Genomic DNA, 14,086 nt, shown 5'->3' with positions numbered 1-14,086 from the left:
TTGTTACTGTTCACCAAACTCAATGGGGTGTTGGCTGACCATCACCCCGTTTAAATCGGCAAACAAATAATCCCCAGGTGAAATCGGCACATCATGAATGCGCAAAGGAACATCTTCATCACCCGCGCCGCGCTTTTCCGTCTTAATCGGACAAACACCAAGCGCTTTAACACCTAATGGCATCTTGCTCAGCGCACTTGCATCTCGCACTGCACCAAAAACCACAATCCCTTCCCAGCCATTGGTAACCGCTCGCTCAGCTAACAAATCGCCCAACAACGCCTTGTTTAAATTACCGTGCCCATCCACCACCAGTACTCGTCCTTCTCCAGGCTTGCCCAGTATGTCTCTAACTTTTGAGTTGTCTTCAAAGCATCTCAATGTTTCCACACGACCGGAGAATGCAGAACGTCCGCCAAAATCACGCCATTGAACGGGGATCCAATGAACATCGTCACCGTGCGCATCACTAATATCTGGCAATAAATCTTCCATGCTGTTTCCCTCTTGTTGCAGTCCATACCACACTAAAGGTAGCAACCTCGCAGTGTTATGTAAGGTCATTCACCTCAAAATGGAATTTCTTCTGCAGGTCGCAATGTCAACTCAACGCACCATACCCTTCGTCTAACATCACGCTCTAATGCAATACTTTGTTCAAAATCAAAAGCCAATCCATTGATTTTACTCAGTAGTTCTCAGTGCGTGACGATGCACGTTTTCGGGCAATCTAGATGCCCTCATCAACGCTCTCACAGTGAAATGGTTGACCCCCTATAAACAAAATGGTCTGATACCCTTGAGTTGTTACACAATTTTCACACCTGTTGTAATAGTACGAAATAGATTAAACTCGCTAGTAATATTTGAGACATTTTTTGGCGCAATATTCCATGTTTTGCGACCACAAAGGCTGAGATTGACGTATATCAATAAAGATTAAAAAAAGTTGCGTTGATTTATTACTAAATATTGTTAGCACGCTGTTAAATGAATACAATCAGCCCTATCCAAAGGATTTGCTGGCCAAAATGATTTGACTAGTAGCATGCAGCGCGTTTAAACGCATCTGCAATCACCTTCTCTAAGGATGGCGTTTGTATCAGGGAAGTATGCCGAATAGGCAAGCAAAGTACTTTTGATATACTTTTCCTGTTTGTAACTTTTATTCATAGAGTCTGAGTACTCTGTGAGTGTTAATACCAGATTCCTTAAAGAAATTAGGTAACGCCAATGCAAACCCCTCATATTCTGATTGTTGAAGACGAACACGTCACTCGTAACACGCTGAAAAGCATCTTTGAAGCGGAAGGTTATACCGTTCTAGAAGCCAATGATGGCGAAGAAATGCATCAAGTGCTGTCGAACAATCAGGTTCACTTGGTCATTATGGACATTAATCTTCCAGGTAAGAATGGCCTGCTGCTTGCACGTGAATTGCGTGAACTTGGCGACATGGCACTGATGTTCTTAACTGGCCGTGACAACGAAGTGGACAAAATCCTGGGTCTGGAAATCGGTGCGGATGATTACATCACCAAACCATTCAACCCACGTGAACTGACTATTCGTGCTCGCAACCTTCTGACACGTGCAATGAGCCAAGGCGCACTGCCAGAAGACAAGCGTTCAGTTGAAAGCTACGCGTTCAACGGCTGGGCACTGGATATCAACAGTCGCTCACTGATAAGCCCAGACAACGAGCAGTTCAAGCTGCCACGTTCTGAGTTCCGTGCACTGCTGCATTTCTGCGAGAATCCGGGAAAAATCCAGACTCGCGCAGATCTGCTGAAGAAAATGACTGGCCGTGAGCTTAAGCCACACGATCGCACCGTTGATGTCACAATCCGTCGTATCCGTAAGCATTTTGAGTCTTTTGGTGACACACCAGAAATCATTGCCACGATTCACGGTGAAGGCTACCGCTTTTGTGGCGAGTTAGAAGATATCTAACTCCCCCTCACATCTAGCGTTATCAACACCGATGAAAAAGGCCTGCATTGCAGGCCTTTTTATTTTCATTTCAGTCCCTTGCCTTAATTATTTGGCTTGGTAATTATCCAACCATTGCCTGAGCACGTTGAGATCATGACTGTAGCCTTCTTTGATCTCATCAACCCAATCAGTGATATTCTCCCACCATGCAGGCAGTTCAGGCGATTGCGCTTTCTGTGCCACTTTCTGAATGTGCTTCAACCCAATGGAACCAGCAGCACCCTTGATTTTATGCGCTTCACTGGCGATACCGTCCTGATCTTTCGCCATCATGTTGCTATCAAGGATCTTAAGGTAGTCTGGCATAACCTGCTCAAACATCTCAATGCTTTGGTAAACAGGCGCGGCGCCAACTATGTCAACGTAGGAAGTCAACATGTCGATATCCAACAAGGTATCAAACAGATCGTTTCCTGACACTGTCTGACGTGTCTCAATCATCACTTCTTGATCGACTGAGCATTGCAACGCCAAGCATTGCAACGCCAAGCGTTCAATGACACCCGTTACCGCAGCAACACTGATCGGTTTACTGATCGCATCGTCCATGCCTTTACGGATGTATTCCGTTTTGTCTTTGATCACATTGGCCGTTAGGGCAACCAGTGGCGGAAGCACTGCATCACTGTCTCTGAGATGTCTAGCAATATCAAAGCCCGTCATGTCAGGCAATTGAATATCCAATAGCAAAAGATCAAAGTGGGCGGTTGGGAAGGCGGTTAATGCCTCGTGACCAGTGCGAGCAACCGTCACCGTATGACCCAAGCTTTCCAGCAGGTTCACTGCCACGGTGATATTAAGTTCAATGTCTTCGACCAAAAGAATGTGTAGCGGACTTTGCTCAGCGATCACCACTTCCGTGTTCACTGCAGCTTCGCAAATGGGCACAGCCAAAGAAACAGTAAATGTGCTGCCCTCGCCTATTTCAGTATCTACCGTGATATCCCCGCCCATCAAACGTGCCAGCTTGCGTGATACGGCTAATCCGATGCCAGTACCCACGGCATGCAAATTGTCTTCGCCTTGCTGAACTTGGTAGTACATGGCAAAAATCTTCGACACTTCATCTTCAGGGATCCCTATCCCGCTATCTTCAATATCAAATTGCAAATAGGCCGTGTCATCTTCCACATCGCAGCTAACGGTGACATTCACCGCCCCTTGCTTAGTAAACTTCACCGCGTTACCGACTAAATTCCATAAGATTTGGCGTAATCGCGTAGCATCCACTTTTACTGATGCCGGTAACGAGGTGAGCCTATCAAGACTGAATCTCAGCCCTTTTTGCTCAGCCATCAAGGCGCTGATGTTATCAATTTCCGAGACAAAATCAGGCAGGTCGACAGGCTCTGGCATCAGAGAGAGTCGGCTACGATCTGATTTATCCAAATCAATAATGTCGTTAAAGATATTGCCCAGAGTGATCGCGCTGACATGAATGGTACGCAAGTAGCCGAGTTGCTCTTCAGAGAGCTTAGTATCAAGCAGCATACGGCTTAGGCCAACGATGCCGTTTAATGGCGTACGCAGTTCATGGCTAATGGTAGAAATAAACGCGGTTTTGTCCTGACTCGCTTTCTCAAGCGCGTCTTGGTAGCGCTTGCGTTCCGTGATCTCTCGACCAAAGCCAACCAATCCCAAGCGACGCCCATCACGTGCATAAAACGGCAGTTTACGCAGCTCAAAATAGGCTTTGCGCCCATCTTTGTATTCCAGCCACTGTTCATAAGTGAGTGATACGCTGTTATCGAACACTTGCTGATCGGTTTCGACGACCTTGCTCGCCACATCTTCGCTATAGACATCCCAAGGTGTTAGCCCGACCAAATCGCTTTCTGTCTTGCCTGTTAATTCTTCCATGGCTTTATTACAGCCAGAGAATTTCCCTTTTTCGTTACGGTAGTAAATCAAGTCAGGGGAGGCATCGATGAAAGAGCGCAAGAGTGCCGTCTGCTCGGCAAGCTCCACCTGTGCTTTCTCACGTTGATAAACCTCATTCTCCAAATCTACCATCGCCTCTTCGCGTGCTTCTTCTGCACGCTTTCGCTCTTCAATTTCAAGATTGAGCTGAGTAATGTTGTCAGTGAGTTGTCGGTTAAGCTCCATATCACGCGAGCGCATTTCTTCAAGTTTGGATACTAGCTTGGTCAATCGCTGACGCGACTCCTCCAACTGATCCACCACGACAGAAAGAAAATAAACCGCCCAAGGTGTAATAAGGAGACCAAAAAAGACCGAGCGGACGATATCGCTATCATGCACCGTCCCATTGAGGAAAAGAGTGATCCCAACTTGAACAATAACGGCAAGCGCCACCAGCGCGAGTGCCAGCAACATGCTGAAGCGAACAATGCCGAGCTTTACCAGCAAATCGACATAATATTGCGCCAAGAGTTTTATTTGCTTCATTGAACTTCCTGATCAACGTGAGTTGCAGCCATGATAGCCTTGAGTGTCAGGAAGAAAAAGGAAAAGGCGCGAGGTATTTTGTTACGCGCATAACAACGATGCACCGAGCTATGCGGGAAGATTTAAACGGTTTCTTCTACCGTCTGAGACGCTGAAGCGATTTGGTCACGTCCTGCGTTTTTAGCGCGATACAGAGCTCTATCAGCCATGGAAACCAAATCACCATAGTCTTGCCCCGCCTGAGGTCGTAATGTCGCCACGCCTTGGCTCAAGGTCAGCGCTTCTGACACTGCAGAAAATGCATGAGGTATACCCGCCAGTGTTAGCTCATGTGAGATATTTTCCGCTACCACAAGCGCTCCTTGCTCGGTGGTACTAGGAAGCAAAATCGCAAACTCTTCACCACCATAGCGAGCCACGGCATCAAGAGGGCGACGGATAACGTTCTGGAAGACTTGAGCAACGCGCCTCAATGCCTCGTCACCTTGTTGGTGACCATAGTTATCATTATAGGGTTTGAAATAATCGATATCACACAGGATCAGAGACAAAGGCTCCTGCTCACGAATGTGTGATTGCCACATCTTCACTAGCTGCTCATCAAAGCTGCGTCGGTTAGCCACTTTGGTTAATCCATCTACAAAGCTAAGCTCTTCGAGCTCCATGATGGCGTCAGCCAATTCCTGCTGCGTGGCTTTGCGTGCGGTGACATCACGAGCAATGACCAATACGCCAATCGTCTCGTCCGTTGGGTCACTGAACTGCGTTTTCGTCAGCTCATACCAAACCTGAGATCCATCACGCTTCATGACCAAGTCTTCGTATTTAATGGTTTCGCCGTTGTCCAATACCGGGTGATCAATTTTTTGGTGTTGAGCCAAAATCTCCGGATCCATCAGATCAGCAGCATGTTCGCCTTCAAGATCGTCATGCATGGCCCCCATGGCCTCAGCAAATGCGGCATTGCCCCCGAGAAATTCATAGTCTTTGTTATATATGCCAATCGGATCGACACTGGCTTTGAAGATAGATGTCAGCACATTGCTGTGCTTTTTCAGTTGCTGCTCAACTTCCTGGCGGGCTTCTATCTCCTGCTCCATCACCTGACGCATCATGTGCCAGTTGGTAACATCATGACTGATACTCAAGGTGCCATAGATAACATGGTTGTCGTCGCGTAACACGGTTTGACTGGTTTCAAGTAAACAGCTATCCCCATTCGGATTTGTGGTCCAGCTTTGTTGGGTACGACGACCTTCAATTTCTTCTTGTGCGCTAAAGAACACACCTTCTTCTTCGCGACCTTTCCAAAAGCGATCGAACGCCACATTGGAACCGACAATACGGCCTTGGCGGTCTTGAAAACACACCAGTTCAGCCAGTGAATTAATCACGCTGCGAAAAATTTGGCTATCATTTTCAACAAACGGTTCGCTGTAAACCGAGTCAGATTCAGGCTCCAACGAAACAATCCAAGCGCGCTGACCATTGCACCATACTGGCAGGCCAGAAAAACGCGCATTGCGTCGTGCATGCTTGTCGAACCCAGAACGAAAATCAGGCGTCACTTCGATAAAAGGTAGGGGCCAGCGCCGATTGGCCAGCAAGGTGTCGATAGTCTTTCGTTCGCGATCGCCGTCAATATGAAACGAATTATTGTGCTGAGAGATATTGAACAGGCGCACAAAACTGCGGTTAGCATAGAGAATGCTGCCGTCACTCTCGCTCACCATCGCTTTAGGAGAGTGAAGGTTGGCCAGATAGGCTTGCCACGTTTTTGCCGACACCACACGCCGACGGGAAACCCAGAACGATCCCAAGAAAAAAATCACCGATAGCATTAATACCGCTATGGGCATCCACTCACTCATTCATCCATCCTTCGGCCATGATCCTTGAAGCAGCATCATTTTTTTGAATTAACATCACGCTTCATCTTGCCACATGGATATGAGAGAACACGAACAAGGCTTATCTATTTTGCGAACAATTAAGCATTAGTCGCATTAACGCGCAAAGTGAAAAGCATCTCCAACCAGACTGCCTTGCGCACCTTTTACTGTCAATGCACGCGCAATATCTGTCATTGCCAGCCAGCGATTTTCACACCACGCCGGCGCCAATAAGGTCGGCTTTCTCGCACTTGCAGATACACGGTGATACACCACGTTAGAGGGCGTACGTAAGATCATCTCAGACGCACTCTCTGCATAATCGTCCAAAGATATCGCCTGCAAGCGACCAGCACGCCACGCCTTCGCCATGATGCTACCTTCAACAATGTGCAAAGGATGAAGCTTTATCCCGTCAGTCCCCGTTTCAATGACGCGGTCCATGGTGTGAATGTGATCGCTTGCCGTGTCGCCCGGCAGGCCAACAATCAGATGCGTACACACATTCAAGCCTAATGCTCGAGCGCGACGAGTGATCTTGTCATAGCACGCAAAATCATGACCACGATTGATACGCTGGAGTGTTTTATCATTCGCCGTTTGCAAACCCAGTTCCAGCCAGATTTCATACCCTTGATCTTTGTAGCTAGCGAGAAGATCCAATACTGCATCCGGCACACAATCTGGTCGCGTTCCTACACAGAGGCCAACAATGTCAGCATATTTCAATGCTTCTTCATACATGGCTTTTAGTTTTTCGACTTCTGCGTAAGTGCTGGTATAGGCCTGAAAGTACGCGAGGTAACGTTTCGCACGATCAACGCCAAGAGCGCGCTGAGAAAGCTGCGCTGACACTGAAAGTTGCTGGGCGGTTTCGTCTGCAAATGACGCGACATGACAGAAAGTACAGCCGCCACGACCGATCGTACCATCACGATTAGGACAGCTAAATCCACCATGAAGCGAGAGCTTATGAACTTTTTCGCCATACCTGCGTTGTAAATCCTGACCAAAGGTATTCACCAAATGATGAAGTTCCATCGTCGACCGCCTGTGTTATTGGGTTAAATGAGGAGGGAGGAAAAAAGCGCGCGATGTTATCACCAATGGTTCCGACAAAACCTCGATCAAATCAATATTGGCTCAAACTTTCATCACTCTCATGAAAGTTAATTACATTTCATTTACACATCAAACTTGCCAAATTCTCAGTAAAAATATCGATATTCACTCCTGGCACCCTATAGTGGTTTTCTATTCACTATTTTCGAAAATCTACTCTTGTGGTGACGATTGCAGAGCAATTGATTGGCAACTTTTTATGGTAATTAAATTTCGACATATGTAGGATAGCTACAGCTGCGTCTAAATTGTGAGCAATATAATTCGCGAAATATGGCACTAATCCAGTGGCTTATTTGGCAATTCAAATGAAACGCAGCATAACTGCATAGGATTGCAGAACGGAGAAGGTTACTACTATTGAGTCAGTGACCGGGTTTGGGTACCGCGAATAGACACATTTTGTCTGTTCAAACTTGGCACCCGCTCAGTCTGTGCCCGCAACAGGTACGGCAAGGGAAGACAAATGCTCCCGCTGCATTTGTGTCAACTGGAAGGACGTAAAAATGACAGATTCAGTGCTACGCACAGAGGGGCTCTATGTGCCCGAAATGGAACACGATGCCTGTGGTATTGGCTTCGTAGCCCACTTGAAAAACAGAAAATCCCACGGGATTGTCACTCAAGCACTTGATATGCTCGCCCGCATGGAACACCGTGGCGGTCAAGGCTGTGACCCATGTAGTGGTGATGGTGCAGGTATTCTTTTACAAAAACCTCACGAATTCTTACTCGAAGAAAGCCGTAAGCTTGGCGTTCAATTGCCATCTGCTGACAAATACGGTGTTGGTGTTATGTTGTTCCCAAGGGATGAAAACAAACGTCAACAATGCCGTGAAATCTTCGAGCGCAACGCAGCACGCCTTGATCTAGAAGTCATCGGTTACCGCGAACTGCCAACCGATAATTCAATGATCGGTGCAGACCCGCTCAGCACAGAGCCTCATTTCGAGCATGCATTTGTTACTGGTGGTGATCACCTTTCTCTCGACGCGCTCGAACGCAAGCTATTTGTACTGCGTAACTATACTGTCCGCGTTTGCTTGGAAAGCGTCTCTAACATTGGCGACGATTTCTACATTAATTCTTTTTCTGCCAAGACACTGGTTTACAAAGGCCAGTTGACCACAGAGCAGGTGCCACAGTACTTCTTAGACTTACAAAACCCGTCTATGGTCACGGCACTGGCGTTGGTTCACTCTCGCTTTTCAACCAACACCTTCCCAAGATGGCGACTGGCACAGCCTTTCCGTAACATCGCTCACAATGGTGAAATCAACACCGTTCGCGGTAACTTGAACTGGATGAAAGCACGTGAAGCACTGCTGGAATCAAAACTGTTCAGTGACCAAGAGCTCAAAATGTTGCTGCCTATCTGTCAAGAAGGCGCATCAGACTCAGCTAACTTCGACATGGCACTAGAACTGTTAACACTTTCTGGCCGCAGCATGCCGCACGTACTGATGATGATGGTGCCGGAAGCATGGCAAGAGAAGAAAGACATGGACCCGAAACTCCGTGCTTTCTATCAATTCCACGCCAACATCATGGAACCTTGGGATGGCCCAGCCTCACTATGTTTCACTGATGGCGTTAAAGTTGGTGCAACGCTTGACCGTAATGGCCTGCGTCCTAGCCGCTATACCGTGACAAAAGATGATTACCTCATCATGGCCTCTGAGTCAGGTGTGGTAGACATCGAACCAGAAAATATTCACTTCCGTGGCCGTCTGCAACCAGGTCGTATCTTCGTTGCTGATTTGGAACAAGGTCGCATCATTTCTGATGAAGAAGTGAAAAATGAAATTGCTTCTGCTCAACCATACCAAGAGTGGGTTGAGAAGAACTTGCTTCATCTGGACAAGCTTCCAGAAGCAGGCACCAAGAACCACCAGCCATCCCCTGAACGCTTGCTACATCATCAACAAGCTTTCGGCGTGACATCAGAAGAAGTAAATGAAATTCTGCTGCCCATGGCCAAAGACGGGAAAGAGCCGTTAGGTGCAATGGGCGCTGACTGGCCGCTAGCGGTTCTGTCGCACCAATCTCAGCATCTGTCTAACTACTTCAAGCAGCTATTTGCGCAGGTGACCAACCCGCCGATCGACCCGATCCGCGAACGTATGGTGATGTCGCTTAAAACCTACTTAGGTCAAGATCAGAACCTGCTGATTGAAACACCAGAACACTGCCGTAAAGTTGAACTGGAAACCCCAGTACTCAGCAATGCAGAACTAGAAAAACTGCGCGCCATTGATAACGATCACCTCCAAGCAAAAACGTTGGATATCGTTTTCCGTGCAAGCGGCGAAACAGGCAAACTTGAGCGTGCGCTGAAGCGTATTTGCCAATACGCTGAAGATGCCGTTAACGACGGTTACTCAATCATTTTGCTGACTGACCGTGCCGTGAACTCAAACCACGCCGCCATCCCAGCGATGCTGGCTGTTGGTGCTGTTCACCACCATCTGATCCGCAAAGGCTTGCGTGCAAAAGCCGACATCGTTATTGAAACCGGTGACGCGCGTGAAACCCATCACTTCGCCACACTTGTTGGCTACGGTGCAAATGCTGTTAACCCGTACCTGGTCTACGAAACTTTGGTCGATTTGCAGCGTACCAAGAAGCTCGATCCTCAAGCTGATGTAGATGTGCTGTTCGAGAACTACCGCAAATCTATCAATGCTGGCCTGCTGAAAATCTTCTCGAAGATGGGTATTTCTACCCTGCAGTCCTACCATGGCGCTCAGATTTTTGAAGCACTAGGCATCAGCAAAGCAGTGGTTGATAAGTACTTCACCGGTACTGTTTCACGCATCCAAGGCTTGAGCATCGACGACATTGCCAAAGAAGTGTTGGTTCGTCACCGTGTCGGTTACCCAACACGTGAAATTCCAGTTCAAATGCTAGATGTAGGTGGTGTTTACCAGTGGAAACAGCGTGGTGAAAAACACCTGTTTAACCCTGAAACGATCCACTTACTGCAAAATTCAACACGCAACAAAGACCTCAAGCAATTTAAAGAGTATTGCCACGCAGTTGATAGCCAAGGTGATGATGCAGCTACACTGCGCAGCCAGTTCGACTTTGTGAAAAACCCTGCAGGAAGCATTCCTCTGGAAGAAGTCGAGTCGATTGAAACCATCTTGAAGCGCTTTGCAACAGGTGCTATGAGCTTTGGTTCTATCTCTCACGAAGCGCACTCAACCCTTGCTGTCGCCATGAACCGCATCGGTGCGAAATCGAACTCCGGTGAAGGTGGTGAAGACCCAATCCGTTTCGATAAGAAAGAAAACGGCGATTGGGAGCGCTCGGCAATCAAACAGGTTGCTTCTGGCCGCTTCGGTGTGACCTCTTACTATCTGACCAACGCCGCTGAAATCCAAATCAAAATGGCACAAGGCGCGAAGCCTGGCGAAGGTGGTCAGCTACCGGGTCATAAAGTTGATGATTGGATTGGTCGTACGCGTCACTCAACCCCAGGGGTTGGTCTGATTTCGCCACCACCACACCATGACATTTACTCCATCGAAGATTTGGCGCAGCTGATCTACGACCTGAAAAATGCCAACCGCGAAGCACGTATTAACGTCAAGTTAGTATCAGAAGCCGGTGTTGGTACGATTGCATCAGGCGTTGCGAAAGCAAAAGCCGATGTCGTACTGATTGCAGGTTTTGATGGCGGTACAGGTGCATCGCCACTGTCGTCGATCAAACACGCAGGTCTGCCTTGGGAACTGGGTCTAGCGGAAACGCACCAAACGCTGCTCAAGAATGGTCTTCGTAACCGTATCGTCGTGCAATCAGATGGCCAGATGAAAACACCTCGTGACCTTGCCGTCGCAACCTTGCTGGGTGCTGAAGAATGGGGCGTCGCGACAGCAGCGCTGGTTGTTGAAGGTTGTATCATGATGCGTAAGTGTCATCTCAACACCTGTCCTGTTGGTATCGCAACCCAAGACAAAACCCTGCGTGAGCGCTTTGACGGCCGCGTAGAAGACATCGTCACCTTCTTCACTTACATGGCCGAAGGCTTGCGTGAAGTGATGGCAGAGCTTGGCTACCGCACTATCAACGAAATGGTCGGTCAATCTCAGCACCTGAAAGTGCGCAGCGATGTGGGCCACTGGAAATACAAAAACCTCGACCTCAATGTTGTTCTTCACAAAGAAGAGCCACGTGAAGGCGACGGCATGTATTGCCAACGCGAACAAAACCACAGCTTGGAAGCCGTTCTAGACCGCCGTCTGATTGAAGCCGCATCTAGCGCGCTTTATGAAGGCCGTAAGGTTGATACAGAGTTTGCTATCGTCAACACAGACCGTAGTGCCGGCACCATGCTGTCGAACGAAATTTCGAAGATCTACAAAGACCAAGGCTTGCCACAACAAATGAACGTGAAGTTCAAAGGTTCAGCGGGTCAAAGCTTCGGTGCATTCCTTGCTAAAGGTGTGGCGTTCGAAGTGGAAGGTGATGCGAACGACTACTGGGGTAAAGGCTTATCTGGCGGCACCTTGGTGCTGTACCCAGACGCGAAAAGTGACATCATCGCAGAAGACAACATCATCGTGGGTAACGTCTGTTTCTACGGTGCAACCTCTGGTGAGTCATTCATTCGCGGTGTAGCGGGCGAACGTTTCTGCGTACGTAACTCCGGTGCAAAAGTCGTTGTCGAAGGTATCGGTGACCACGGCTGTGAATACATGACCGGTGGTGTGGCTGTCGTTCTAGGCCAAACGGGTCGTAACTTCGCCGCAGGCATGAGTGGCGGTGTTGCTTATATCTGGGATCAGTTTGAGAACTTTGAGTCCAAACTCAATCCTGAGCTGGTTGATTTGGATCCGCTTGACGCTGAAGACATTGAGTTGCTGAAAGAACTGATTGGTAAACACCAAGCATTCACAGGCAGTTCAGTCGCAGAGACCTTCATGTCTAACGTTGAAGAGAACCTCAAGCGCGTTGTTAAAGTCATGCCGCGTGATTACAAAGCGGTACTGGAACAACGTAAAGCGGAAGCCGAAAACAAGGAAGAAGTGGAGGCTGTAAATGGGTAAGCCAACAGGTTTTATGGAATTTGGCCGTGAATTACCGGCCAAGAAAGATCCGGCTGTTCGTATTCAAGACAACAAGGAATTTGTCCTGAACGAAGAGTTTGGCAAAAAAATTAACGAGCAATCGTCACGCTGTATGGATTGTGGTGTCCCGTTTTGTCATAACGGCTGCCCAATCGGTAACATCATTCCTGAGTTTAATGACGCGGTATATCGTGACAGCTGGGAAGAAGCGTGGAACATCTTGAGCTCAACCAATAACTTCCCAGAGTTCACTGGTCGAGTATGTCCTGCGCCTTGTGAAACATCGTGTGTGTTGGGCATTAACCAAGATCCGATTACTATCTGTAACATTGAAAAGACCATTGTTGAAACGGCCTACCGTGACGGCTATGCCAAGCCGAAGATCCCAACATCTCGCACAGGCAAGAAAGTCGCCATCATCGGTTCAGGCCCTGCCGGTCTGTCTGCTGCAGAACAGCTAAACAGTGCAGGTCACAACGTGACTGTGTTTGAGCGCGATGAAAAAGTCGGTGGTCTACTTCGTTTCGGTATCCCTGATTTCAAACTGGGCATGGATATTATTGATCGCAAGATCAATCTAATGGCCGAAGCGGGTGTTGAGTTTGTGGTTAACGCGCACGTGGGTGTCACTGTTAACGCACAGCAAATTCGTCAAGATTTCGACGTTGTACTGCTAACGGGTGGCTCTACCGTGCCACGCGATTTACCTATTCCAGGTCGCGATTTGAAAGGTGTTCACTTCGCGATGGAATTTCTAGGTCAAAACAACCGCCGTGCAAACGGAATGGATTTGAAAACCGAAGAAATTCACGCCAAAGACAAGCACATTGTCGTCATTGGCGGTGGTGATACCGGTTCTGACTGTGTGGGGACATCAAATCGCCACGGTGCAAAAAGCATTACACAGGTTGAGATCATGCCGATCCCACCTGAAAAACGCCCGGCGAATATGCCTTGGCCGCAATATCCAATGATCATGCGCACATCAACTTCTCATGAAGAAGGTTGTGACCGTCATTGGAACATCTTGACCAAAGAGTTTATCGGTGATGATGCGGGCAATGTAAAAGCCCTGCGCATCTCTGACATTGTTTGGAAAGATGCAGCGCCAGGTGAACGCCCAGGCTTTGAAGAAATAGCAGGGTCAGAGCGCGTCATCCCTTGTGACCACGCATTCCTTGCTATGGGTTTCTTGCACCCAGAGCCACAAGGTGTGCTGGCGCAGCTTGATGTTGCTATCGATGATCGTGGCAATGTCGCGACAACCAGCTACCAGACTAGCCAAAAAGGTGTCTTTGCTGCAGGCGATATGCGTACCGGTCAGTCACTGGTAGTACGTTGTATCAACGAAGGCCGAGAGTGCGCCCGTGCTGTCGATACTTATCTGATGGGAGACACGCATCTTGAAGCCAAAGCGGACTCCTTGATGCTCTCTGCATAATTATAAGTAAGTGTTATCTTCCAGTTTTGCCAGCCCCTGCGGCTGGCTTTTTTCTTTCCGATATTTTTTAGTGATAGTAGCCTCAGACTAATCCAGCCTTTCAGCAATTAAAACTCACTGCTAATACACCAAAAAGCATCGACTTTCTTCCT

At 48.1% G+C, this 14,086-nt stretch carries 7 protein-coding genes; 3 read left to right on the top strand and 4 right to left on the bottom strand.

The window, feature by feature from the left end:
* Window positions 1-3 precede the first annotated feature (3 nt).
* On the bottom strand, window positions 4-495 hold the full coding sequence (locus AC3CIC_RS02280) for a putative 4-hydroxy-4-methyl-2-oxoglutarate aldolase (protein ID WP_016961728.1): 492 nt from the start codon (window positions 493-495) through the stop codon (window positions 4-6).
* Between the two features lie 738 nt (window positions 496-1,233).
* Here AC3CIC_RS02280 and arcA point away from each other — a divergent pair.
* Window positions 1,234-1,953: a two-component system response regulator ArcA gene (gene arcA, locus AC3CIC_RS02275; protein ID WP_016961729.1), complete on the top strand. Its 720-nt coding sequence runs from the start codon at window positions 1,234-1,236 to the stop codon at window positions 1,951-1,953.
* Between the two features lie 87 nt (window positions 1,954-2,040).
* Here arcA and arcB read toward each other — a convergent pair whose 3' ends face one another.
* The 3 genes from arcB to mnmL form a co-directional block, all read right to left on the bottom strand.
* Complete coding sequence (arcB, locus tag AC3CIC_RS02270; RefSeq protein ID WP_488515247.1) at window positions 2,041-4,404, bottom strand: aerobic respiration two-component sensor histidine kinase ArcB; 2,364 nt, start codon at window positions 4,402-4,404, stop codon at window positions 2,041-2,043.
* Between the two features lie 122 nt (window positions 4,405-4,526).
* Entirely contained in the window at window positions 4,527-6,275 is a 1,749-nt protein-coding gene (locus AC3CIC_RS02265; protein ID WP_394211112.1) for a sensor domain-containing diguanylate cyclase, read from the bottom strand.
* A 135-nt stretch (window positions 6,276-6,410) separates the two neighbouring features.
* The gene (gene mnmL / locus AC3CIC_RS02260; RefSeq protein WP_017006920.1) at window positions 6,411-7,337 is read right to left on the bottom strand and encodes a tRNA modification radical SAM protein MnmL/YtqA; all 927 of its coding nucleotides are present in this window, start codon (window positions 7,335-7,337) and stop codon (window positions 6,411-6,413) included.
* Window positions 7,338-7,924: 587 nt separating this feature from the next.
* Here mnmL and gltB point away from each other — a divergent pair.
* Together gltB and AC3CIC_RS02250 are read left to right on the top strand one after the other, a co-directional pair.
* Window positions 7,925-12,472: a glutamate synthase large subunit gene (gene gltB / locus AC3CIC_RS02255; protein WP_016961734.1), complete on the top strand. Its 4,548-nt coding sequence runs from the start codon at window positions 7,925-7,927 to the stop codon at window positions 12,470-12,472.
* On the top strand, window positions 12,465-13,934 hold the full coding sequence (locus AC3CIC_RS02250; RefSeq protein WP_016961735.1) for a glutamate synthase subunit beta: 1,470 nt from the start codon (window positions 12,465-12,467) through the stop codon (window positions 13,932-13,934). Before gltB ends, AC3CIC_RS02250 begins: the two co-directional genes overlap by 8 nt.
* The last annotated feature ends 152 nt before the right edge of the window (window positions 13,935-14,086 follow it).

This window comes from Enterovibrio sp. QJM3NY_24, from assembly GCF_057786035.1.
Note: the sequence above shows the minus strand (reverse complement) of the source record. Positions and strands in the feature narration are given on the sequence as shown.